18 protein-coding genes and 2 pseudogenes are annotated in these 22,800 nt (G+C 66.6%); 11 read left to right on the top strand and 9 right to left on the bottom strand.

The window, feature by feature from the left end:
* Window positions 1-3: 3 nt before the first annotated feature.
* The gene (locus G6N54_RS21435) at window positions 4-1,155 is read left to right on the top strand and encodes a pyridoxal phosphate-dependent aminotransferase (protein WP_276056534.1); all 1,152 of its coding nucleotides are present in this window, start codon (window positions 4-6) and stop codon (window positions 1,153-1,155) included.
* Here G6N54_RS21435 and G6N54_RS21430 read toward each other — a convergent pair.
* Together G6N54_RS21430 and G6N54_RS21425 are read right to left on the bottom strand one after the other, a co-directional pair.
* Window positions 1,145-3,022: a fatty acyl-AMP ligase gene (locus tag G6N54_RS21430; RefSeq protein ID WP_163791812.1), complete on the bottom strand. Its 1,878-nt coding sequence runs from the start codon at window positions 3,020-3,022 to the stop codon at window positions 1,145-1,147. The two genes, G6N54_RS21435 and G6N54_RS21430, sit on opposite strands and share 11 nt — an antisense overlap.
* A 198-nt stretch (window positions 3,023-3,220) precedes the next feature.
* A complete protein-coding gene (locus tag G6N54_RS21425; protein ID WP_163791811.1) occupies window positions 3,221-4,057 on the bottom strand; it encodes an arylamine N-acetyltransferase family protein in 837 nt (278 codons plus the stop codon).
* Between the two features lie 509 nt (window positions 4,058-4,566).
* On the opposite strand from G6N54_RS21425, the pseudogene G6N54_RS21420 reads away from it, so the two are divergent.
* The 3 genes and pseudogenes from G6N54_RS21420 to G6N54_RS21415 all read left to right on the top strand — a co-directional run bounded on the left by G6N54_RS21420 (window position 4,567) and on the right by G6N54_RS21415 (window position 8,774).
* Window positions 4,567-7,713, top strand: a pseudogene (locus tag G6N54_RS21420) (Kelch repeat-containing protein).
* Between the two features lie 63 nt (window positions 7,714-7,776).
* Complete coding sequence (locus tag G6N54_RS31165) at window positions 7,777-7,908, top strand: hypothetical protein (protein WP_264078242.1); 132 nt, start codon at window positions 7,777-7,779, stop codon at window positions 7,906-7,908.
* 395 nt (window positions 7,909-8,303) lie between these two features.
* Complete coding sequence (locus G6N54_RS21415) at window positions 8,304-8,774, top strand: hypothetical protein (protein ID WP_163791810.1); 471 nt, start codon at window positions 8,304-8,306, stop codon at window positions 8,772-8,774.
* 5 nt (window positions 8,775-8,779) lie between these two features.
* Here the strand turns inward: G6N54_RS21415 and hsaB are convergent, their stop codons facing one another.
* Genes hsaB through hsaA form a run of 4 tightly spaced genes read right to left on the bottom strand, consistent with a single transcriptional unit; the run spans window position 8,780 to window position 12,328 of the window.
* Window positions 8,780-9,346: a 3-hydroxy-9,10-secoandrosta-1,3,5(10)-triene-9,17-dione monooxygenase reductase subunit gene (gene hsaB, locus G6N54_RS21410; RefSeq protein WP_163791809.1), complete on the bottom strand. Its 567-nt coding sequence runs from the start codon at window positions 9,344-9,346 to the stop codon at window positions 8,780-8,782.
* 11 nt (window positions 9,347-9,357) lie between these two features.
* Entirely contained in the window at window positions 9,358-10,260 is a 903-nt protein-coding gene (gene hsaC, locus G6N54_RS21405) for an iron-dependent extradiol dioxygenase HsaC (protein WP_163791808.1), read from the bottom strand.
* Window positions 10,257-11,141 (bottom strand): 4,5:9,10-diseco-3-hydroxy-5,9,17-trioxoandrosta-1(10),2-diene-4-oate hydrolase, encoded by an 885-nt coding sequence (hsaD, locus tag G6N54_RS21400; RefSeq protein WP_163791807.1) that lies wholly within the window; start codon window positions 11,139-11,141, stop codon window positions 10,257-10,259. Before hsaD ends, hsaC begins: the two co-directional genes overlap by 4 nt.
* A gap of 2 nt (window positions 11,142-11,143) precedes the next feature.
* On the bottom strand, window positions 11,144-12,328 hold the full coding sequence (gene hsaA, locus G6N54_RS21395; RefSeq protein WP_163791806.1) for a 3-hydroxy-9,10-secoandrosta-1,3,5(10)-triene-9,17-dione monooxygenase oxygenase subunit: 1,185 nt from the start codon (window positions 12,326-12,328) through the stop codon (window positions 11,144-11,146).
* A gap of 155 nt (window positions 12,329-12,483) precedes the next feature.
* On the opposite strand from hsaA, the gene G6N54_RS21390 reads away from it, so the two are divergent.
* A complete protein-coding gene (locus G6N54_RS21390) occupies window positions 12,484-13,566 on the top strand; it encodes a ferredoxin--NADP reductase (protein ID WP_163791805.1) in 1,083 nt (360 codons plus the stop codon).
* Window positions 13,567-13,616: 50 nt separating this feature from the next.
* Window positions 13,617-14,153 (top strand): hypothetical protein, encoded by a 537-nt coding sequence (locus G6N54_RS21385; protein WP_163791804.1) that lies wholly within the window; start codon window positions 13,617-13,619, stop codon window positions 14,151-14,153.
* 76 nt (window positions 14,154-14,229) lie between these two features.
* Here the strand turns inward: G6N54_RS21385 and G6N54_RS21380 are convergent.
* Both G6N54_RS21380 and G6N54_RS21375 read right to left on the bottom strand, forming a co-directional pair.
* Window positions 14,230-15,104, bottom strand: a pseudogene (locus G6N54_RS21380) (hypothetical protein).
* Between the two features lie 104 nt (window positions 15,105-15,208).
* Window positions 15,209-17,341, bottom strand: a complete 2,133-nt coding sequence (locus G6N54_RS21375) for an acyl-CoA dehydrogenase (protein WP_163791803.1) — start codon at window positions 17,339-17,341, stop codon at window positions 15,209-15,211.
* 272 nt (window positions 17,342-17,613) lie between these two features.
* Between G6N54_RS21375 and kstR the strand changes: the two genes are divergently transcribed.
* Complete coding sequence (kstR, locus tag G6N54_RS21370) at window positions 17,614-18,216, top strand: cholesterol catabolism transcriptional regulator KstR (RefSeq protein ID WP_163794878.1); 603 nt, start codon at window positions 17,614-17,616, stop codon at window positions 18,214-18,216.
* Here kstR and G6N54_RS21365 read toward each other — a convergent pair.
* Window positions 18,213-19,292, bottom strand: coding sequence for a LacI family DNA-binding transcriptional regulator (locus tag G6N54_RS21365; RefSeq protein WP_163791802.1), 1,080 nt, complete (start codon window positions 19,290-19,292; stop codon window positions 18,213-18,215). The genes kstR and G6N54_RS21365 overlap by 4 nt on opposite strands.
* 151 nt (window positions 19,293-19,443) lie before the next feature.
* On the opposite strand from G6N54_RS21365, the gene G6N54_RS21360 reads away from it, so the two are divergent.
* From G6N54_RS21360 to G6N54_RS21345, 4 genes are read left to right on the top strand one after another with little or no spacing between them, the layout of a single operon-like run.
* Complete coding sequence (locus G6N54_RS21360) at window positions 19,444-20,385, top strand: metal ABC transporter solute-binding protein, Zn/Mn family (RefSeq protein WP_163791801.1); 942 nt, start codon at window positions 19,444-19,446, stop codon at window positions 20,383-20,385.
* Entirely contained in the window at window positions 20,372-21,193 is an 822-nt protein-coding gene (locus G6N54_RS21355) for a metal ABC transporter ATP-binding protein (protein WP_163791800.1), read from the top strand. The genes G6N54_RS21360 and G6N54_RS21355 overlap by 14 nt, the downstream gene beginning before the upstream one ends.
* Window positions 21,190-22,050 carry a metal ABC transporter permease gene (locus G6N54_RS21350; RefSeq protein ID WP_163791799.1) on the top strand — a complete coding sequence of 287 codons (861 nt, stop codon included), beginning with the start codon at window positions 21,190-21,192 and terminating at the stop codon, window positions 22,048-22,050. The genes G6N54_RS21355 and G6N54_RS21350 overlap by 4 nt, the downstream gene beginning before the upstream one ends.
* Window positions 22,051-22,089: 39 nt before the next feature.
* Window positions 22,090-22,800, top strand: coding sequence for a sensor domain-containing protein (locus G6N54_RS21345; RefSeq protein ID WP_163791798.1), 711 nt, complete (start codon window positions 22,090-22,092; stop codon window positions 22,798-22,800).

The raw sequence follows: 22,800 nt of genomic DNA, 5'->3' as shown, positions 1-22,800 counted from the left end.
GCGATGCGCGCCGCCATCCCGCCATTTCACGTGATGGATGTCTGGCTGGCGGCCGCGGAGCGCCAGCGCAGCCACGGCGATCTGGTCAACCTCTCGGCGGGGCAGCCCAGCGTGGGTGCTCCAGAGCCGATCCGGGCGGCTGCTGCGGCAGCCGTGCAAGCCAACCAGCTGGGCTACACCGTGGCCCTGGGCATTCCCGAGCTGCGCGCCGCTATCGCGGCGAATTACCAACGACTGCACGGTATCTCCGTCGAATCCGACGCGGTGGTCGTTACCACGGGTTCCTCGGGCGGATTCCTGCTGGCTTTTCTGGCGTGCTTCGACGTCGGGGATCGGGTGGCGCTGGCCAGCCCAAGCTATCCGTGCTATCGAAACATCCTGTCGGCGTTGGGATGTGAGGTGGTGGAGATCGAGTGTGGTCCGGAAACCCGATTCCAGCCCACCGCACAGATGCTCGCCGAACTCGACCCGCCGGTGCGCGGCGTCATCGTCGCCAGCCCGGCCAATCCCACCGGCACGGTCATACCGCCCGAAGAGCTGGCGGCGATCGCGTCGTGGTGTGATGCGTCCGGGGTCCAGCTGATCAGCGACGAGGTCTACCACGGGCTGGTCTACGAGGGAGCTCCGCAAACCAGCAGCGCCTGGCATACTTCGCGAAATGCTGTGGTGGTCAACAGCTTTTCCAAGTATTACGCGATGACCGGCTGGCGGCTGGGCTGGTTGCTGGTGCCGCCCGAGCTGCGCCGCGCGGTGGACTGCCTGACCGGTAACTTCACCATCTGCCCGCCGGTGTTGCCACAGATCGCCGCGGTGGCCGCGTTCACTCCGGAGGCGACCGCCGAAGCCGAAGGCAACCTGAACCACTACTCGGTCAACCGCTCGCTGCTGCTGGACGGGCTGCCCCGTATCGGGGTCGACCGGCTGGCACCGACGGACGGCGCGTTCTACGTCTACGCCGACGTCTCGGATTTCACCGACGACTCGTTGGCGTTCTGCTCAAAGTTACTAGCCGACACCGGTGTTGCGATCGCTCCTGGCATCGACTTCGATACCAGGCGGGGCAACCGATTCGTCCGGCTGTCGTTCGCCGGACCGACGAGCGACATCGAAGAAGCCTTGCGCCGTATGGGGCCGTGGCTGTCGGTCAGCGGTTGAACTTGCCCGCGATGAACTCGGCCCGGGCAGCATTGCGGGCGAGCTTGCCGCTGGTGGTGCGGGGGATGGTGCCGGCAGCCACCAGCCGCACATCGGCAACGCGGACCTGATGGTTGCGCGAAATGGCTGCCCGCACAATGTCGGCGATCGATCCGAGATCGGTACGGCCCGCGCCCGCCGCCCGCTCGGCCAAGATCACCAGCTGCTCCCCGGAGCCGCCATCGGGAGACCCGAGGACGTCGGCGGGGACGGAGAAGGCGGCGACATAGCCGGTGCGGATGGCGGGCGAACAGTCGCTGACCGTGGTCTCGATGTCGAACGGGTAATGGTTCTTGGCGTCGATGATGATCAGGTCTTTGATCCGGCCGGTCAGGTACAACTCGCCGTCGAGGTAGACGCCGAGATCACCGGTCGCTAGCCAGCAGCCGTTGTCCGCGGCGCCCTCCGCGTGGCTGCCGCGGGCGAGCCGGGACTGCAACTTGTTGCCGAAGACGCGTCGTGTTTCTTCCTTGCGGCCGAAATAGCCGCGGCCGACGTTGACGCCTTGTAGCCAGATCTCGCCCACGGTGCCGTCGGGTACCTCGGCGCCGTCGGGGTTGGCGATCACCGCCCACTGATCGGGGATCGGCTGCCCACACGAAACCTGTGCGACCGCGTTGGGGTCCTCGGGCGACACGATCACCGCGTGGCCGGCGCCGAGCTGCTCACGGTCGAGGTAGACTACGCTGGCTGCGGCCTCCTGGGAGATGCTGGCCACCGAAAGCGTCGCCTCGGCCATTCCGTAGGACGGCTTGACCGCGTTCGCGGGCAGACCGTACGGAGCAAACGCGTTGGTGAACTTTTCGATGGCCGACATGGTGACGGGCTCGGACCCGTTGAGGATGCAGACGACGTTGCTGAGGTCGAGAGTCTCGCCCGCCGGGGGCAGGCCTCGCTCGGACGTCAGCTCGAAGGCGAAGTTCGGCGCCGCCGCGAAGGTGCGGCCGTAGGTGGACTCGATGCCCAGTTGCTTGATCCAGCGGTAGGGCCGCCGGAGAAACGCCATCGGATCCATGATCGTGACGTGCGCGCCGAAGAACGCCGTGAACATGATCATCATCAGCCCCATGTCGTGGAACAAGGGGAGCCAGCTCACCGTCCGGACGTCCACGTCCAGCCCACCACTCATGACCATCTGCATCGCGTTGGTGTAAACGGACCGGTGGGTGATCTCCACGCCGGCCGGCGATCGGGTCGAGCCCGAGGTGTATTGCAGGTAGGCGATGTCGTCGGTGCGCAGTTTCGGGCCGGTGAACATCGAACCGAGAGTCTGCGGCAGCGCGTCCACCGCAATCATTCGCGGGCGTTCGGCGGGCGCCAGCGTCCGGATGAAGGTGCGAACAGACTCGGCGACGGCGGTCGTGGTCAATATCGCGGCCGGCTGCGCATCTTCCAGCACCGCGGCCAACCGCTCGGCATGCCCGGACATGGTCGGCGCGAACAGCGGCACCGCGATATTGCCCGCGTACACGCTGCCGAAGAAGGCAGCTACATAGTCAAGGCCCTGAGGCGCCAGGATCGCCACTCGATCCCCCGGCTGGGTGACCTGCTGCAGGCGGGCGCCGATGGAGCACACCCGGGCCCACAGCTCGTTCCAACTGAGCACCACCGGACGCCCATCCGGCTCGTGCGAGTAGTCAAGGAAGCGGTACGCCGGACTGTCCCCGTGCTCGGCACGGTTCTTGTCGAAATACGACGTCAACGTCAGACCATCGGGTACGACGATTGCCCGCTCGTGAGACACGAAAGCGTCCACATCCCCCTTGCTAGGCACAACGTCATCCAAACAAAGATCCCGACTCACGGTAGAACAGATTAATAGGCGCATGTGCTATTCGCCGCACCGGTTCGCTATGGCGGAGATCACGATCGGGGCACTTTCGGCGCATTAATCACTGCTCGTGCGCTGGTCGAAACATCGGGACGACACGGCCGCATTTGCCAAACGACCATTTTGAACAGTTGTTTTTCGGTCAACGGGACCGTGGACGAAACGTTTCCTTGCAAACCGGCGCACGTCGGCGATTCACCGCTCATTGGCGAAAATGGTGGCGATGCGGGCTTCGAGCCGACCGCGCCCGCCGACGTCGTCGATATCGATGCCGAACCGCTCGCCGAGCACGTCGACGACCGCCCCCGCATCGTCGAGAACGATCTTTTCGGTCCCGCTCGCACGGTGGATGGCCAGGTTGCGGCCGGATAGATTGATCCGCGCGTCGTCGCTAACCAAGGCGACCATCAGATCGGTCACGAAGTGCGAGGCGGGGTTTGTCGAGACGTACCAGCTACCCATCGTCAGGTCGATCTGCGGCCGGGTCTGGGTAGTGAATTCGTACAGCGATTGCCACTCGTCGCGGACCTGAGCCTGCAGCACCAGGCCGTCACCGCGGTCCTGAAGCCGGTATGGCTCGTGCATGGTCTCCTGGACGTTGCCGATCTCGAAGCGGATGGGCGACGTGAGGGTCTGGCCGCCGAAGCCGACGTCGACGAGATAGGACCCCTGCGAACCGGGGAACGTCACCGCCAGCACCGTGTGGGTCTGCGCCGGCACCGGCGCGTCGGGCGGCAGCATCCAGATCACCCGCCCGGTCAATCGGCGCACCCGATAGCCGACTTCGGCCAGCGCGTAGCCGAGCAACCCGCTGTGCTCGTAGCAATAGCCACCCCGGCGCCGGTGCACCAGCTTGTCGGTCAGGGCGGCTGGCCCCAGGTCGCCGACCGGTACGCCCATCACCGGATCCAGGTTCTCGAACGGGATGGTCCGGGTGTGAGCAGTCATCAGACCCTGCAGTACTTCGAGGGTCGGTTCGACGGCACCGCCATAGTTGATGCGGTCGAAGTACGCAGCCAGATCCAGTGTCATGGCTCCCATTCTGTCTGAGGGTTAACCGACAGGAAACCCAAGGCGACAGAAGGTGTTTGGATTAAGTTTGTGCCTCGCCCAGACCGTTCCGCTGACGCGCTCGAAGGGTCGGGGCTTAGTTGCGCTTGGGCCCGCGAGTCGCGCTCACGCAGGAGGTTGGCCGCCGTGGCAGATACACCCAGATCCCAAGCCCGGCGTCAGTGGCGCGGGGTCACCCGGAGGAATTGGCCGAGGCCGGATCCGACAACGCTCGCGCGGGTCGGCAAGCGCGGCGCCAATCGCCCCACGCACGAGGGTCCCGTCGCGACGGTCGAGGCGCTGGATTTCACCTAGCTCCGGCTGTTCAGGACGCCTTTGCTGAGCGTTTCGCGGCTTCGGCTCCGGCACCGAGCGGCCCCGGGCGGATTCGCGCCGATTGATCATGCCCGAATCATGTCCCCGAGCAGGTACTTAGCGATACTCTTGAGCTCGCGAATTCGACAATCGCGGGGAAGTTGAGCGCCAAGAATATGGGTGAGGGGTCCCCCACAGACGCGTCGCCACCAAGCGGCATCATCGCGGAATTGTCCGACGCTGGATTCGAGGACGCACGCCAAGTCGCCCGGGGCGGCGCCGGAGTGATCTACTGCGCCTACGAGACGGCGCTGGGGCGCAATGTCGCGATCAAGGTGCTGCCGTCGCACATAGACGACGAGAGCCGGGAGCGCTTTCTGCGTGAAGGCTATGCGATGGGCGGGCTTTCGGGGCATCCGAACATCGTCAACATTCTCCGCGTCGGCGTGACCGACAGCGGCAGGCCATACATCGTGATGCCCTACATGTCCTCGGATTCCCTGGCAGTCCGGTTGCGTCGCGAAGGACCGACCGCCTGGCCCGAGGCCTTGCGTATCGCCGTAAAGCTTTGCGGAGCACTGGAAACCGCGCACCGCAGCGGCACCTTGCACCGCGACATCAAGCCCGCCAACGTGTTGGTCAGCGATTACGGCGAGCCGCTGCTGAGTGACTTCGGCATCGCTCACATCGAAGGCGGTTATGAAACCGCGACCGGGTTCTTCTCCGGCACAATCGATTACACCGCGCCCGAGGTCATGACCGGTAAGCCGGCGACGGTCGCGTCCGACCTCTACTCGCTGGGGGCGACGATCTATGCGCTGATCGCGGGCGGGGCCGCACATGAACGCAAGAACGACGAGGATCTCGTCCGCAGTACCTGCGCATCAGCACCACACGGATTCCCGATATGCGTCCGGAAGGAATCCCGGAAGCGGTCTGCGCGGCGATCGAGCATGCGATGGCAATCGATCCGGCGGAACGGCCCGCGTCCGCCGCGGAGTTCGGCCGCGAACTGCAGTCCGCACAGAAGCTCTGTGGATTGCGGCCCGATTCGATGGCGATCACCGCCGCACCCGAATCGGGACGCACGCTGAACACCCAGGCGGGCGTCGGCGGGGAAACATCGATCGCTTCCGGCGCAGTCGCGTCGGCACCGGACGGCACGACGTCGACTGTCCCCGGCTCCGTTCGCCCGGCCGCCGACCCCGGCCCCACCCGGCCGATTAGCGATGTCATCGGCGGCGCCTCGCCCAAGCTGCAGCCAGGAGCTCCCGATCCAACGGAGTTCGCCGAAGCGGCAAGCATCTTGCGGGGTGCTTACAGTGCGGAAACCCAGGTGCAGCCGGGCGCCGCGGCGGCGAGCGGCGGCTCCGGAATCAGCCCACCGCGCGGTCCCGGGCAGCCGGCGTCGTCCGGTTCGGTGCCGCCGTCGTGGCGCAAGCCGTTTCTGGTCAAGGTGCGGGAGTGGTTCGCCGAGCCCGGCAAGAAGCGCAATCGTGTCGCGCTGACTGCCGGCGTCGCCGTTGTCGTCGTGCTGTTGGTCGCCGGCGGCCTCTACTTCGCGACGGGGCCCGACAAGCAAAAATCTCAGCCCGTCGCGGGCCAACCGACCACGCAGGCACCCGTGGTGTGGAAGCCGATCACCAACGATCGGGTGTCGCGCGTTGAGGCGGCGACGACGCAGGTCGACGGAACCATCTGGGTCTTCGGCGGGGTTCGCAGCGACGGGGCCGTTACGGCACTGCAAGAAGGCTACGACCCCGTCATCGACAGCTGGAAGGGTGGCGGTCGCCTGGCAGGGCAACCCGGTGGTGCTCGGCGGCTTCAAGACCGTCGGCGGCAAAAGCGTTGCCACCGATCAGGTTTGGCGGGTCATCAATAGTCACTGGGTGGAGATGCCTCGGCTGCTGCAGCCCCGCGCGGGAGCGGCCGCCGCGGTGGCGGGTGACCGCCTGGTCGTCACGGGCGGCGTCGACGCCAACGGCGCGCTGCTGAGCACGACCGAAGTCTTCGACGGCACTTCCTGGAGCCTCGGCGCTCCGATACCGACTCCGCGCCAACAGCTGGCGGCGGCGTCGGACGGAAAGCTCGTCTACATCGTGGGCGGTACCACCGGGGACTCCGACCAGGTGAACGTCGAGGCGTATGACCCGATCGCCAAAGCCTGGACGACGTTGCCCCCACTTCCCCAGGCGCGCTGCGATCTTGGCGTCGCCATCACCGATGGCCGGCTGGTCGCCGTCGGAGGGATTTCCGGGGGTCAGGTCCTCAAGAGCGTTTCGGTGTTCGATCTGATGAGCAAGACATGGTCCGGGCTGCCCGACATGTCGACTCCAAGGCACGGCATGGCGGTCGCGGCGGTCGAGAAATCCGTCTACGCGATCGGCGGGTCGAGCACCGTCGGCGATAAAGATCCCACGTCGACGGCGGAAGTGCTGAAACTGCCGGCCCGCAAGATCCAGCCGGCCGCACAATGGCGTTCGCTGCCGGACGCGCCGACCGCCCGGCTGATGATGGCGTGGGCGGTGCTCAACGGCAAAATCTGGATCATGGGCGGTCTGCAGAACGGGGTCGCGCTGCAGACGGTCGAGAGCTTCAACCCGAAGACCGGTGCCTGGGAAGCCGGACCGCCGCTGCCCGTCCCGCTGCACCATGCCGCGGCCGCAACCTACCGCGGTGAGGTGGTCATCCTCGGCGGCGCGAGCGACAACATCGCCGACGGGTCCAACAAGGTCTTCGCCCTGCGCGGCGGCAACTGGGTCGAGCTACCGTCGCTGACGCATGCGCGTGCGGCGCCGGCCGCCGCGGTGGTGGGCGACAAACTCGTCGCGGTCGGCGGTCAGAACGCCAAGCAGCTCGTTCCGCAAACCGAGGTGTTCGACGGCAGCTCGTGGAAGGAAGCCGCCGACATGCCCACTCCCCGGGAGCACCTCGCTGCCGTCTCCGATGGCACTTACGTGTACACGATTGGCGGACGGTTCCTGTCCTCGGACAAGAACTCCGCGGCGCTGGAGCGGTTCGACCCACAGTCCGGTCAATGGACCAAGTTGGTGGGTATGCCGACGCCGCGGGGAAGCTACGGCGCGACCTACATCGACGGCCGGATTCTGGCGGTCGGCGGCGAGGAACCGACCCGGGTGCTCAATGTTGTTGAGATGTATGACATCTCCGAAGCGAAGTGGAGTACGTTGCCGCCGATGCCGACGCCGCGCCACGCCGAGGTGGTGGCCACGGTGGGCAACACCGTCTACGTCATCGGTGGCGCGAATCGGCCGACGCATGAAGGCCCGATCGCGACCGTCGAGGCGCTGGACTTCATGTAGCGACCGATTTCTCCGAGTTGACCGTCCGCGGAACATGAAGCGATCGGCAAGACGCCGCTCACGTTGCTGAAGGCGTTCGACGAGCGCGACGCCGAGCCCCTGCTCGACGTGTACTCAGACGACGCCGACTGGGTCAACGCATTCGGGACCGTCAAGCGTGCGGACGCCAACACCGAAACCACTAATTGGCACTAACCCCGAACTGCAGAACCGCCCAGCGAGCACGCTAGACGTTGGCGCGGCTGCGGGAAATTCCGTGCTGCCCTGGCACGTCCGCGCCTTGTTTGATATATGTCGAATATGGGGATCCGTAAAAACGGATCGGCCCGGTGGCCCGCCCCCTCAACGGGCCACCGGGAACCCATCACCGATCTGCGGGCCTCGAGAAATCCACCAGTACCCGGGCAGCCGGTGCGGGCATGGCGAAATACATTGCCAAAATTCCGCGCTCCCAAACATTTGTCCCGCCGCCGAACAACATCAGCACTCGATTTCGGGGCAACGCCTCCGTTGTTTTATATGTGTCAAATATGGGGAACCGAGAGGGGACGGGCTGCAGCCAAAGCCACCACACAGATACGGAGCCCCTGATGACGCACAACACCCTATGGATTGTGATCGCGCTAGTAGCAACACTTGTGTTGATCGCCGCGGTGATCGTGGCCGTCAGCGCGACCCGGAGGCGCCGGCATCGGCAGGCCGAACAGATTCGGGAGCACGCCAGGCTGGAGTCGGCCAAGGTCGAACGCCGCGAAGCGCTCGCCCAGGAAACAGCCGCCAAGGCCCGTGCCGCACAAGCCGAGGCCGAGGTCAAGGCGGCCGAAGCCGCCAGGCTGGCCGAGCATGCGGCCGAGCATCAAAGCGAGGCCGCGGCATCGCGCGAGCAACTTCGAGAGCGATGGGATCACGCCGATCGCATCGACCCGAGGACCGGTAAGAAGGGCCGCGACGACGAGGCACCCGCGGAGGACAGCGACAAGGCGCGGTCGGCGGAGTCGTTAGATGCGGCGACGGACGTCGAAGCTGTCCGGCAGGAGACGTATCGCGGGACGCGCGGCTGAAACAGTTACAGCCAAGTGTCCTGCGTCGTGGTAGTCAGGAACGCTTCCAGATCGTCGCGCCACTGCGCCGGCGTGGTCTTGTCCGGTTCGATCCCGGTGTATTCGCCGCGGTAGAACAGCAGCGGACGCGGCTTGATCTTGGGCGCCTCCGAAAGCGATTGCACCGCACCGAAGACCACGAAGTGATCGCCGCCGTCGTGCACGGATGCCACCGTGCAGTCGATGTGGGCAAGCGAGCCGTCGATGATCGGCGAGCCGAGTTCCGAGGCATGCCAGTCGATCCCGGCAAACTTGTCGGGTTCCTTGGACCCGAAGCGGGCCGAGACGTGTTTTTGGCTCTCGGTCAGCATGTTGACGCAGAACCGGCCGCTGGCCTCGATGGCCTGCCACGATCGCGACACCTTGGTGGGGCAGAACAGGACCAGCGGCGGGTCCAGCGACAGCGCCGCGAAGGACTGGCAGGCGAAGCCGATCGGAACGTCGTCGTGCACGGTGGTGATGATCGTGATGCCGGTGCAGAACTGGCCCAGCACATGGCGGAACGTGCGCGGGTCGATCGGCGGGGCCCCCATGGCTTCGAAAACTAACCCTTGAAGCCGACGCTGAAGTCGTGGCCCCACAGGCTGATCGCGGTGCTCTCCCGGGCGATCCAATCGTCGTCTTGGACTTGCCTTCCCTCACAACCGAATTCGATGTCGAATCCGCTCGGCGTCTTCATGTAGAAGGACAGCATCAGGTCGTTGACGTGGCGGCCCAGCGTCGCCGACATCGGCACCTTCTTGCGCAGCGCACGGTCCAGGCAGAGTCCGACGTCGTCGGCCTCGCCGACCTCGACCATCAGGTGCACGATGCCGCTAGGGGTCTGTCCGGGCATGAAGGCCAGACTGTGATGACGCGGGTTGCAGCCCAGGAATCGGAGCCAGGCCGGCGGGCCGTCCGCGGGACGGCCGACCACCTGCGGTGGCAGCCGCATCGAGTCGCGCAGCTTGAAGTCCAGCACGTCGCGGTAGAAGTGCAGCGTCTCCTCGTCGTCGCGGGTGGTCAGCACCACGTGTCCGAGGCCCTGTTCCTCGGTGACGAACTTGTGCCCGTACGGGCTGACCACGCGGCGGTGCTCGAGGGCGGCGCCGTGGAAGACCTCCAGGCAGTTGCCCGACGGGTCGGCGAACCGGATCATCTCGTCCACCCGACGATCCGCGAGTTCGGCGGCGGTGGCCTCCTTGTACGGCGTGCCCTCGACGTCGAGCCGGTTCCGGATCTCTTGCAGGCCCGCGGCATTCGCGCATTCCCAACCGGATTCGATGAGCCGGTCCTGTTCGCCGGGGACGATCACCAGCCGGGCCGGGAAATCGTCCATCCGCAGATACAGCGCACCCTCGGTGGCGCCCTTGCCCTCGACCATGCCGAGGACTTTCAGCCCGTACTCGCGCCAGGCCGCCATGTCGGTGGCCTCGATACGCAGATAGCCCAGAGAGCGAATCCTCATCGCGCGCCTCCCAGGAAATCGATGGTGAGCCTGTTGAACTCGTCGAACTTCTCCACCTGTGCCCAGTGCCCACACTGCCCGAAAACGTGTAGCTGTGCCCGGGGAATGGTCTTCAGCGCGACCAGTGCGCCGTCGAGCGGGTTGACCCGGTCCTCGCGGCCCCAGATCAGCAGCACCGGCTGGCGCAGCCGGTGCACCTCGCGCCACATCATGCCGAGCTCGAAATCCGCGCCGGCGAAGGATATTCCCATCGCACGCGTCGCCGTCAGCGATTCTGGCGTGCTGGCCAACGCGAAGCGCTGCTCGACCAGTTCGGGGGTGATCAGTTTCTGGTCGTAGACCATCACCCGCAGAAACGCCTCGAGGTTCTCGCGGGTGGGCTCGGCGGAGAACTTCCCGAGCCGCTTGACGCCCTCGGTCGGGTCAGGCGCGAACAGGTTGACGCTCACTCCGCCGGGGCCCATCAGCACCAGGCGCCCGGCCCGGTCCGGATAGTCGAGCGCGAACCGAACCGCGGTGCCACCGCCCAGCGAATTGCCAATCAGCGGAACACGTCCCAGGCCCAGCTGGTCGAAGAGACCCTTGAGCGCCCGCGCCGCGTAGTGGTTGAACTGCCCGTGCTCGGCGCGCTTGTCGGAAAGCCCGTAGCCGGGCTGATCGACAGCCAGCACATGAAATTGCTCGGCCAGCACCGGGATGTTGCGCGAGAAGTTCGTCCAACTCGCCGCTCCAGGCCCGCCGCCGTGCAGCAGCACGATCGTCTGGCCGTTGCCTTTAAAGGACGAGCCCGCCTCGTGGTAGTGCAGCTTCAGCGGCCCATCCACGTCCACCTCGGCGAAGCGCGAGGTGGACTCGAATGTCAGTTCCTCGATAGCCGTCACGGCTAGACCATGGTGTCGCCGGGCGGCAACCCGAACTCGTTGTTCCCGAAGATCTGGTAGGCCCGCTCGGGATCGTTGGCCGCGTGTGCCCGGCCGGCGTGCGCGTCGCGCCAGAACCGTTGCACCGGTTGGTCATTGCCAAGAGCCGTGGCACCGGACGCCTCGAACAGCCGGTCGATCGAAGCGATCGCACGCCCGGTGGCACGCACCTGGTCGCGCCGGGCGCGGGTGCGCAGGTCGAGCGGGATCTCCTTGCCGGCCGACAACAGCGCGAACTCGTCGGCGACGTTGCCGCTCAGCTGCCGCCAGGCGGCGTCGATGTCGCTGGCCGCCTCGGCGATGCGGACCTTGGCAAACGGGTCGTCCTTGGCCTTCTCACCGGCGAATGCGGCTCGCACCCGCTTGCCCTGGTGCTCGACGTGTGCATCGTACGCGCCATAGGCCATCCCGACGATCGGAGCCGAGATAGTGGTGGGATGCATTGTGCCCCAAGGCATCTTGTAAACGGCTGCGGTGTTGGTCTCATACCCGCCCGCGGTGCCGTCGTTCATCGCCTTGTAGGACAGGAAGCGGTGCCGCGGCACGAAGACGTCCTTGACGACGACGGTGTTGCTGCCGGTGCCACGCAGGCCGACGACATGCCAGACGTCGTCGATGCGGTATTCGGTGCGCGGGATCAGGAAGCTGCCGAAGTCGACGGGCCGGCCATCCTTGATCACCGGTCCGCCGAGGAACGCCCAAGTGGCGTGATCGCAGCCCGACGACCAGTTCCAGGACCCACTGACCAGATAGCCGCCGTCGACCACCACGCCGGCACCCATCGGGGCATACGAGGACGAGACCCGGGTCTTGGGGTCTTCGCCCCAGACCTCCTCCTGGGCCTCCTGGTCGAACAGGGCCAGGTGCCAGTTGTGCACGCCGATGATCGAGCTCACCCAGCCGGTGGAACCACATGCGCTGGCGATCCGCCGCACCGCTTCGTAGAACAGTGCGGGATCGCATTGCAGACCACCCCACTGCTCGGGCTGCAGCAGCGTGAAGAAGCCGACCTCGTCGAGTTCGGCAACGGTCTCATCGGGCAGCCGGCGCAGGTCCTCTGTCGCCTGAGCGCGCTCCCTGATCTTCGGAAGCAGATCGTCGATCCCCGCTAAAACCGACTGCGCATCACGCTGTTGAATGGACGTCACTTAGGTTTGCCTCCTGGGCTGGACTACTCAGTGGACTTACACAGCAGACTAGAACATGTTCTGATTTGTGTCGAGCACGGTATTCCTGCGCCTGGTAGCGATATAAATCGGGTTTTCTGTAACATGTTCTAGTTGTCAGAAAGGTAGGGCGGGTCTTGACGGAAGCAGATCTGGACGAGCCGCTCGGCGACCACGTCCTCGAGCTGCAGATCGCCGAGGTCGTCGCGGAGACCGACGACGCGCGCTCGCTGGTGTTCGCGGTGCCCGACGCGTCGGGCGATCCCGAGATCCCGCCGGAGCGGCTGCGCTACGCGCCGGGCCAGTTCCTGACCCTGCGGGTGCCTAGCGACCGTACCGGTTCGGTGGCGCGCTGCTACTCGCTGTGCAGCTCGCCGTTTACGGGTGATGCGCTCACGGTCACGGTGAAGCGCACCGCGAACGGGTACGCGTCCAACTGGCTGTGCGACAACGCCAAGGCAGGCATGCGCATCCACGTGCTGGCCCCGTCGGGCAACTTCGTCCCGAAGACGCTCGACCAGGACTTCCTGCTGCTGGCCGCGGGCAGCGGGATCACCCCGATCATGTCGATCTGCAAGTCGGCGCTCTCCGAGGGCGGCGGGCAGGTGACGCTGGTCTACGCCAACCGCGACGAAAGCTCGGTGATCTTCGCCGATGCGCTGCGCGACCTGGCGGCCAAGTATCCCGACCGGCTCACGGTGCTGCACTGGCTGGAATCGCTGCAGGGGCTGCCGAGCGCGGCCGCACTGGCAAGGCTGGCCACGCCGTTCACCGACCGGCACGCCTTCATCTGCGGGCCCGGCCCGTTCATGGACGCCGCACGCCAGGCACTGGAATCGCTGAAAGTGCCTGCGCCACAGGTGCATATCGAGGTGTTCAAGTCACTGGAGTCCGACCCGTTCGCCGCGGTGACGATCGAGGACACCGACGAGGGCGACCAGCCGCCGGCCACCGCGGTCGTGGAGCTGGACGGCGAAACCCACACTGTGTCGTGGCCGCGCAGCGCCAAACTGCTCGACGTCCTGCTCGCCAAGGGCCTCGATGCGCCGTTCTCCTGCCGGGAAGGCCACTGCGGGGCGTGTGCCTGCACGCTGAAGGGCGGCAAAGTCAGCATGGAGATCAACGACGTGCTCGAGCAGCAGGATCTCGACGAGGGGCTAATTCTGGCCTGTCAATCTCACCCGGAATCTGATTCGGTGGAAGTCACCTACGACGAATAGTCGCGGAGTTAAGTTCTGCTGTGGTCACCGAACCGGGGAAGGGGCGCACGATGAAGCGGCTGGTAACGGGATTGGCAGTCGTCGGGTCGATGCTGACGCTCCTGCCCGCGCCCATGGCCGGAGCGGCGAGCAACACCGCCACCACCCTGTTTCCGCTGGACGGCGGCAACCAGCTGGAAACGCACATGTTCCTCAACTGCTTCAAGTCCGACGGCCACTGCGACTTTGTCGCCGGGGCGAACACCCGGGCGCCCGACGGCGGCGTGATCGGTTTCCCGCCCGGCCTGTGGGCGCGCCAGACCACCGAGATCCGGTCGAACAACCGGATGGCTTACCTGGACGCGCACGCCAACGGGCAATACGAACGCGTCATGAAATCCATGGGGACCGATGAGATCACCACGGTCTACTTCGGCGAAGGGCCGCCGGACAAGTACCAGACGACCGGGCGCATCGACTCCACCGACTGGGGCACCGGCCAGCCCAAGACCGACGAAACCGTCTACACCTGCACCCACATCCAGGTGGTCTACAGCGGGGTCAACATCACCTCGCCGAGCACCTGCGCGGTGACGACGTTCTCCTAACCTCGTCGAGCCTGTAGATCTGCAGACGATGTACGAGTGCGGGCCTGCGCAATTGCAGGCTCGGTGAAACGAGCAGTCACCCGGCCAACGGAAGAATGGTGGCCCGCCCCGGTCGCCAACCTCTGGCGAGCAGCGCCCGCCTGACCCGCCCGATTACATCCTCGGGCATATCCTCGGCGATCAGCGGATGACGATCCAGCGCAGTTCTGCCAGCTTTCGCAGGCGCCACTGGTCCTTTACGTACTGACGCCGATCGCCGCGGTGTTGATCGCCGTCATACTCGACAGCAACGCCGAACTCTCGCCAGCCCATATCGAGCATCGCAAGCAGGCGGTAGCCCTCCACCACCGGTATCTGGGTAGTCGGGGCAGGCAGGCCCGCATCGATGAGCAGGAGCCGCAGCCACGTCTCCTTCGGTGAGGAGCCGCCCCCGTCGACAAGGTGCACCACTGATCGAAGACGACGTATCCCGCGGGCACCGGGATATCGCTGCGCAAGCTGCAACACATCCTCCGTCGCAAACGGCTTGGCCCGCATCAGGGCGTCCAGGCGCGCGACCGCCTGCGCGCGTGGCAGATTTCGACCCAAGTCGTATGCCGTCCGCATCGGCGTGGTGACGGGCAATTCCGCGACGCGAGCTATTTCGTCGTCGGCCAGCAATTGCTCGCGCGCGACTATGCCGCGAGGTGGCCGCGTGTTCGACCAGACCAACTCGATGGGGATATCGGCGTCAACCCAGCGGGCTCCATGCAATGCCGACGCCGCAACGCCAGCCACGATCGCCCTGCGCCGCGACCACAACCATGCGCCTTCAGTCCTGTGCCTCAGCGAAAGTTGTTGACCCTTTGCGAAATACACTCCTGGGAAGATCGGCCAATACCAACGTTGCAGTTCGTGCCGCGTGACATCTCCGCTTGCGATCGCTTCACTGCCGATAAACACCGCCCGCATGCCCGCATCGTGGCATCAGCGACCGACACGTCGTCGAGCCTGTAAATCTGCAGCGGAAGTGCGAGTAAGGGCCTGCACAATTACAGGGTCGGCGAAAAGGGCGCTCAACGGGGCAGGCCGAGTAGCCGCTCGGCCGCAACGGTCAGCAGGATCTGCTCGGTACCGCCGGCGATCGTCAGGCAACGGGTGTTGAGGAAGTCGAACACCGCCCGGTCGTTGTCCGCCCGGCGGTCGACGAGCCCGCCGCCCTCGGCGACGTCCATCGTGAATTCGGCCAGCGCCTGCCGGTAGCGCACACCGATCAGCTTGCGCACGCTGGATTGGGCACCAGGGTCGTGGCCGCCCACCGCCAGTTGGGCGATGCGCTGGTCCAGCAGCGCGCCGGTCTGGGCCAAGATGATCAGCCGTCCCAGCCGGTCCTGCTCGGCGACGTCGAGGTCCATCGCCGCCAGCAGCTCGAGCAGCTCTTCCATCGGGTTGCCGAGCGCCGTCCCGTTGGCCATCGCGACCCGCTCGTTGGCCAATGTCGTTCGCGCCAGCCGCCAGCCGTCGTTCACCGCGCCGACGACCATGTCGTCGGGCACGAAGACGTTGTCCAGGAACACCTCGTTGAACAGCGAATCGCCGGTGATCTCACGCAGCGGCCGGATGTCGATGCCGGGCGATTTCATGTCGATCAGGAAGTAGGTGATGCCCTTGTGCTTGGGAGCGTCCGGATCGGTGCGCGCCAGGCACACGCCCCAGCGCGCCTTGTGCGCCGCCGACGTCCACACCTTCTGCCCGGTCAGCAGCCAGCCGCCGTCCCCGCGCACGGCTTTGGTGCGCAGCGACGCCAGGTCCGAGCCCGCTCCCGGCTCGGAAAACAGTTGACACCAAAGGAATTCGCCGCGCAGGGTGGCCGGCACGAAACCATCTATCTGCTCCTGGGTCCCGTGCTCGAGGATCGTCGGCGCCGCCCACCAGCCGATCACCAGGTCTGGTCGCTCGACTCCGGCCTTGGCCAGCTCCTGGTCGATCAGCAGCTGCTCGGCCGGTGACGCGGCGCGCCCGTACGGCTTCGGCCAATGCGGCGCTTGCAGCCCCGCCTCGGCCAGCGCCACCTGCCGCTTCTCGGCGGCCAGCGCGGCGATCCCGGCGATGGTCGCGGCGAGCTCGGCGCGCTGACCCTCGACCTCCGTGAGGTCGATGCTGAGCTGCCGGCGCACCCCGTCCTGGGTGAGTTCGGTGATGCGGCGCAACCAGCGCTCGGGGCCACCCAGGAACCGCCCAATGGCGTGGGCCCGGCGCAGGTACAGGTGCGCGTCGTGTTCCCAGGTGCAGCCGATGCCGCCGAGCACCTGAATGCAGTCCTTGACGTTGGCCTTGACCGCGGCGATGCCGACACCGGCGGCCAGCGCGGCCGCGATCGCGAACTGCCGCTCGTCGGAGCCCGATGCGGCCCGGGCCGCGTCCGAGGCGGCCACCTCGGCCTGCTCGGCGCGGCACAACATCTCGGCGCACAGGTGCTTGATCGCCTGGAAGCTCCCGATCGGCTTGCCGAACTGCTCGCGAACCTTCGCGTAGTCCACGGCGGTGTCCAAGCTCCAGCGCGTGATGCCGGCCGCTTCGGCGGCCAGCACGGTGGCGGCCAGTTCCTCAACGCGTCGGCCCGGCGTCTCGATCGGGGTCGCCGGCGCCGACGTCAGCACCACGCGCGCCAGGGGCCGGGAAAAGTCGGCGGCCGGCAACGGCTCCACCTGCACGCCGTCGCTGCCGGTGTCCACCAGGACCCACTGCTGGCCGGCGGGCAGCAGCAACAGCCCGCCTTCGGCACCGCCCAGCACGAATTCGACGGTGCCCGACGCCCGCTCGCCGTCGAACTGGACCTCGCCCTCGAGCGCCAACCCGGCGAAGCGCTCACCCGAGGCAAGCGCGGCCAACACGTCGGGATCGGTGACAACCAGGGTGGCCAGCGCGGTCGTCGCGATCGGTCCGGGCACCAGCGCCTTGGCCGCCTCCTCGACCATCGCGCACAGGTCTTCGATGCTGCCGCCGGCCCCACCGGCGTCCTCGGAGACGGCGACTCCGAACAGGCCGAGGTCGGCCAGCCGGGCGAACACCGGCCGCCAGGCATCGGCATTGCCCTGCTCCACCTCCCGTATCGCCGTGGTACCGCCCGGTCCGGAGGTCGTATTGCGAGCCCAGTCGCGCACCAACTCACGCGCCGCGAACTGTTCGTCAGTGACGGTCGCTACCACCGGGGTCCTCCGTGTGCTTGATTCAACGTGACCATTAGGGGCGCAATAGCCCACTAGAACGTGTTCTAATAGTGCCAGCGATCGACCGTCAAGTCGAACCCCATTACAGCAGGACAGCTCGCTGCCCCGGCGGGACGGAGGTGGGAAATTCACAAAGAACTTTGTTATCGTTTGCGAACGAACCACCCGAAAGAGGAGCAACCCGTCAGATGTCGTCAGCGAACCTTAACTCGGGCCACGTATCCGACTCGCAGCCGCGCGAGGTCTTGAACGTGGCGGTACTGGCTGAATCCGAGTTGGGCTCGGAGGCACAACGCGAGCGTCGCAAGCGCATCCTGGACGCCACGATGGCCATCGCGTCGAAGGGTGGCTACGAGGCAGTTCAGATGCGCGCGGTCGCGGATCGAGCGGACGTGGCGGTGGGGACGCTGTACCGGTATTTCCCCTCGAAGGTGCACCTGCTGGTGTCGGCCCTGGGCCGGGAGTTCAGCCGCATCGACGCGAAGACCGACCGTTCCGCGATGGCGGGTGGCACGCCGTTCCAGCGGCTGAATTTCATGGTCGGCAAGCTCAACCGGGCGATGCAGCGCAACCCGCTACTCACCGAGGCGATGGCCCGCGCGTACGTGTTCGCCGACGCCTCGGCGGCCAGTGAGGTCGACCAGGTAGAAAAGCTGATCGACAGCATGTTCGCCCGCGCGATGAGCGACGGCGAACCGACCGAGGACCAGTACCACATCGCCCGGGTGATCTCCGATGTGTGGCTGTCCAACCTGCTGGCCTGGCTGACCCGTCGCGCCTCGGCGACCGACGTCAGCAAGCGGCTGGATCTGGCCGTGCGGTTGCTGATCGGCGACACGGAGTCGGCTGGCTAGACCGGCGGACCGGAGGTGCGCCCCCGGATCAGCTCGGTGTCCAGCAGCTCGACCACCGGCAGGCCGGACCGCGGCGGGTTGAGCAGCAGTTCCCCGGCTCGGTGGCCCTTGCGCAGGCTGGGCTGCGACACCGTCGTCAATCCGCGGCTGATCGCCTCGGGCACACCGTCGAATCCGGTGACGCTGATCTGACCGGGCACGTAAATGCCATGTGCCCGAAGGTAATCCATCGCTGACAGCGCCAAAATGTCTGCGGTGCACATCAATGCGGTGATCCGCGGATTGGCCTCCAGCGCCACCTTGGCCGCCTCACCTCCCGAGGTCGGCAGATGCTCGTAGCTCTCCACCACGGTCAGCGAGTCCGGGTCCACCCCGGCCGCCCGCATGGCGTCCCACACGCCGGCGATGCGTTCGCGCTGCACGTCGAAGGTCTGCGAGCGCAGCCGCTCGGCGTCGGCCAGGTCCTGGCGGCGGTCCCGCCCCAGCCGCATCGTCAGCAGCCCGATCTCGCGATGCCCCAAACCCAGCATGTATTCGGCGATTTCGCGCATCGCCGCCCGGTCGTCGATCCCCACCCGCGACACCCCGGACAAGTCCTTGGGCTGGTCGACCACCACCACCGGCACGCGTCGCTGCAGCACCACCTGGAGATAGGGATCGTCGTCGCGGACCGAATAGACCACGAACCCGTCCACCCCGGCGGACAGCACCGCGGCCTCGCCGTCTTCAGGGCTGCGGCTGGGTCCGACGGCGACCAGCAGCAGGCCCTGCCCCTGCTCTTCGCAGGATTGCGCCACTCCCGTCACGAAGTCGCGCGCGGCCGGGTCACTGAAGAAATACGTCAGCGGCTCGGCCATCAACAATCCGACCGCGCCGGCTTTGCGGGTTCGCAACGAGCGCGCCAGTGGGTCGGGACCCGCGTAGCCCAGCCGCTTGGCGGTGGCGAGCACGCGCTCGCGAAGGTCGGGCGAGAGTTGATCCGGCCGGTTGAAGGCGTTCGAGATGGTGGTCCGGGAAACCTTGAGTTCGGCCGCCAACGACGCCAGAGTCGCACGCCGGCGCGGTGTGGGACTCACGTTCGCAGACGCTACCGCGCATCGTCGCCTGCGCGTACGCCGCCGCGATCTGCTACTTTCTAATGGAAACGGTTTTCATTAGTATTACCTGTCTGCGGGCCGCACAGCCACCGGAATTTTCAGACCCGTAGGCAGCACTGATGGGACATGAATGGCATACCTCACTGAGATACGTCGGCGATCCTGCTTCCTGCCGGCCCTGGTGGCCGCGTGCCTCCTGGGCGCGACGGCGATCGCGGGCTGCGGCGTCGCCGGCTCCGCACACCAGCAGGGGGCCGGCGTGGTGGCCTCCACCGATGTGTGGGGCAGCGTCGCCCACACCGTCGCCGGGCGGCATGTCAACGTCAAATCGATCCTGTCCGGCGCGACCATCGATCCGCACACCTATCAGGCCAGCGCCTCAGACGCCGCCGCCATCCTGGACGCCGGGTTGGTGGTCTACAACGGCGGCGGCTACGATCCGTGGGCCACCCAGGTACTAAACGGGCACTCGAACGTCAAGTCGGTGGACGCCTACTCGTTCGCGCCCAAGGCGGACAACGGAACTCCGCCCAACGAGCACGTCTTCTACGACCTCGACATCGCCAAGACCGTCGCTAACGCCATCGCCGACCGGCTCTCGGCCATCGACGCGGACAACGGAGGCGACTACCGGGCCAACGCCGCCGCGTTCGACCGCGACGCCGACGTGATCGCCGCCTCGGAACGTGCCATCGGCAGCGCGTTTACCAGCACCTCCGTCGTCACGACCGAACCCGTCGCCTTCTACCTGCTGAAGGCTACGGGGCTGGTCGATCGCACTCCCGAGAGTTTCAAGTCCGCCAACGAGAATGGAACCGACCCCTCCCCGGCCGACATGGCGTTCGTCCTCGACCTGGTCAACCGTCACCAGGTCGCGGCGGTGCTCCTCAATCCGCAGACCGCCACGCCCGCGATCAACGGCCTGCAGGATGCGGCACGACGGGCCGGCGTCCCCGTCACACTGGTGACCGAGACGCTCCCCGACGGCGCCGACTACCTGACCTGGCAGCGCAATACCGTCGACCAACTGCAGGCCGCGTTGCGATCGAGCCGGGCCAATGCCCGTAATTGACCAAGCGGTCGAGACCGCCGACCAGCGGCCTCCGGCCGTAGCGCTGACCGGTGCCCGGCTGGCGTTCGGCGATCGCGTCCTGTGGGACGGCCTCGACCTGTCGGTGTCGCCCGGTGAATTCGTCGCGGTGCTCGGCCCCAACGGCACCGGCAAGACCTCGCTGCTCAGGGTGTTGCTCGGACAGCTGCTGCTGAGCGCCGGCGCCGCCCGGGTCGACGGCAAAGAGGTCACCTCGGGCAGCGGCGCCATCGGCTATGTGCCCCAACACCGTCCGATCGACCGCGACGTGATGCTGGTCGGGCGCGACCTGGTCCGCCTGGGTATCGACGGAAACCAGTGGGGCGTCATGCCGCTGCGGTCCGGCGAGCGCCGCCGGCTCGCGGTGCGCGAGGCGCTGGCCCAGGTCAACGGCCAACCGCTGGCCAACGTCCGCGTCGGGCTGATGTCGGGCGGGGAGTTGCAGCGCATGCGCATCGCCCAGGCCCTGGCCAGCGACCCGATGCTGCTGTTGTGCGACGAGCCGCTACTGGCCCTGGACCCCGCCAACGCCAAGCTGGTCGCCTCGCTGATCGACCGCCGTCGCCGGGAAGCCAACACCACGGTCATGGTGGTGACCCACGAGATCAACACGATCCTTCCCTACGTCGATCGGGTGCTGTATCTGGTCGACGGCCGATTCCGGATCGGCACCGTCGAGCAGGTGATGAACACCGAGACGCTGTCCACGTTGTACCGGGCCGACATTCAGGTGGTGAAGGTCAACGACCGCTACGTGGCGATCGGTGAGGACAGCGGGCGCGCGTTATGAACAACCAGCTCTCCGACGTGCTGGATCATCTACTCTCGTTCGACATCACCGCCCGCCTGCTGAACCACGACTTCGTCCAGCAGGCGCTGCTCGCGGCTGCCCTACTGGGATTGGTGGCCGGGCTGATCGGCCCATTCATCGTGATGCGCCAGATGTCGTTCGCCGTGCACGGATCCAGCGAATTGTCTTTGACCGGAGCGGCATTCGCGTTGCTGATCGGATTCCAGGTGGGTTTGGGCGCGCTGATCGGCAGCGCGGTGGCGGCCGCCCTGTTCGGTGTGCTGGGTACGCGGGCCCGCGAGCGCGATTCGGTGACCGGGGTGGTGCTGGCATTCGGGCTGGGCCTGGCGGTGCTGTTCATCTACCTCTACCCGGGACGAACGACGACGAGCTTCGCGTTGCTCACGGGTCAGATCGTCGGGGTGGGCTACACCGGACTGGCGACGCTGGCACTGGTGTGCCTGCTGGTCATCGGCGTGCTGGCGACGTGCTATCGGCCGCTGTTGTTCGCCACCGTGGATCCCGACGTCGCGGCGGCCCGCGGGGTGCCGGTGCGGGGCTTGGGCATCGTGTTCGCCGCGCTGGTCGGCGTGGTGGCCGCGCAGGCCGTGCAGATCGTCGGCGCGCTGCTGGTGATGTCGTTGCTGATCACACCGGCAGCCGCGGCCGCCCGGGTGGTCGCCTCGCCGGCGGTGGCGATCGTGGCCTCGGTGCTCTTCGCCGAGATCGCCGCGGTGGGCGGCATCGTGCTGTCGTTAGCACCTGGCGTCCCGGTGTCGGTCTTCGTGGCAACGATCTCGTTTCTGATCTATCTATTTTGCTGGCTGTTGGGACGACGCCGGGAGGCCAGCACTTAAGCTTGACGCACGCAGTGGCCGCAGGCAGGGGAGGCAACGGTGCGCCAGCGTTTGGCTGTCTTCGTGCTGACCTTGTTGGCGACCGTCGCCGTCGGTTGCACCAGCAATGTCGCGGGAAAGGCGGTGCGGGCGGACAAGTCTGGCGCCCCGAGCCGAAATCCCGTCGCGGTATCGGAGCTGGAGGGGTTGCTGCTGAGCCCGGACAAGGTCAACAGTGCGCTGGGCGCGAAATCGATGAAGGTGTGGGTGAACGCCAAGAGCTTGTGGAACTGGAGCTCCGGCGTGAACGACAAGAACTGCCTGGCCATCGACGGGCCCGCGCAGGAGAAGGTCTACGCCGGCTCGGGGTGGACCGCGATGCGCGGCCAACGGATCGACGACAGCGTCGACGGCTCCAAGAAGCGAGACCACTACGCGATTCAGGCCCTCGTCGCATTCCCGTCCGCGCGCGACGCCGACGCGTTCTACGATGCCTCGGTGCAAAGCTGGTCGGCGTGCTCGAAGCGCCGCTTCTCCGACGTCACGCCGGGCCAGCCCGACACCGTCTGGACCGTAGCCGGCGTGACCACGGACAACGGCATGCTCAGCACGTCGGAGGTCCAGGAAGGCGGCGACGGCTGGACCTGCCAACGAGCCCTGACCGCACGCAACAACGTCGTCATCGACATCGTGACCTGCGCCTACAGCCAGGTGGGTTCGCCGGCGACCGACATCGCCTCCCAGCTCGCCGCGAAAGTGGCTAAGCAGTAA

It is taken from the genome of Mycobacterium stomatepiae (assembly GCF_010731715.1).
Classification (GTDB): Bacteria; Actinomycetota; Actinomycetes; order Mycobacteriales; family Mycobacteriaceae; genus Mycobacterium; species Mycobacterium stomatepiae.
The sequence above is the reverse complement of the archived record's forward strand: the minus strand, read 5'-3'. Positions and strand labels throughout refer to the sequence as shown.

Coding starts and splice junctions, on each gene's coding strand:
- G6N54_RS21415 (WP_163791810.1), top strand. CDS start 8,304: ATGACGCACAACACCCTATGGATTGTGATCGCGCTAGTAGCAACACTT.
- G6N54_RS21350 (WP_163791799.1), top strand. CDS start 21,190: ATGAACAACCAGCTCTCCGACGTGCTGGATCATCTACTCTCGTTCGAC.
- G6N54_RS21385 (WP_163791804.1), top strand. CDS start 13,617: ATGAAGCGGCTGGTAACGGGATTGGCAGTCGTCGGGTCGATGCTGACG.
- hsaB (WP_163791809.1), bottom strand. CDS start 9,346: ATGGGGGCCCCGCCGATCGACCCGCGCACGTTCCGCCATGTGCTGGGC.
- hsaC (WP_163791808.1), bottom strand. CDS start 10,260: ATGAGGATTCGCTCTCTGGGCTATCTGCGTATCGAGGCCACCGACATG.
- G6N54_RS21360 (WP_163791801.1), top strand. CDS start 19,444: ATGGCATACCTCACTGAGATACGTCGGCGATCCTGCTTCCTGCCGGCC.
- G6N54_RS21355 (WP_163791800.1), top strand. CDS start 20,372: ATGCCCGTAATTGACCAAGCGGTCGAGACCGCCGACCAGCGGCCTCCG.
- G6N54_RS21435 (WP_276056534.1), top strand. CDS start 4: ATGCGCGCCGCCATCCCGCCATTTCACGTGATGGATGTCTGGCTGGCG.
- G6N54_RS21430 (WP_163791812.1), bottom strand. CDS start 3,022: ATGCGCCTATTAATCTGTTCTACCGTGAGTCGGGATCTTTGTTTGGAT.
- G6N54_RS21425 (WP_163791811.1), bottom strand. CDS start 4,057: ATGACACTGGATCTGGCTGCGTACTTCGACCGCATCAACTATGGCGGT.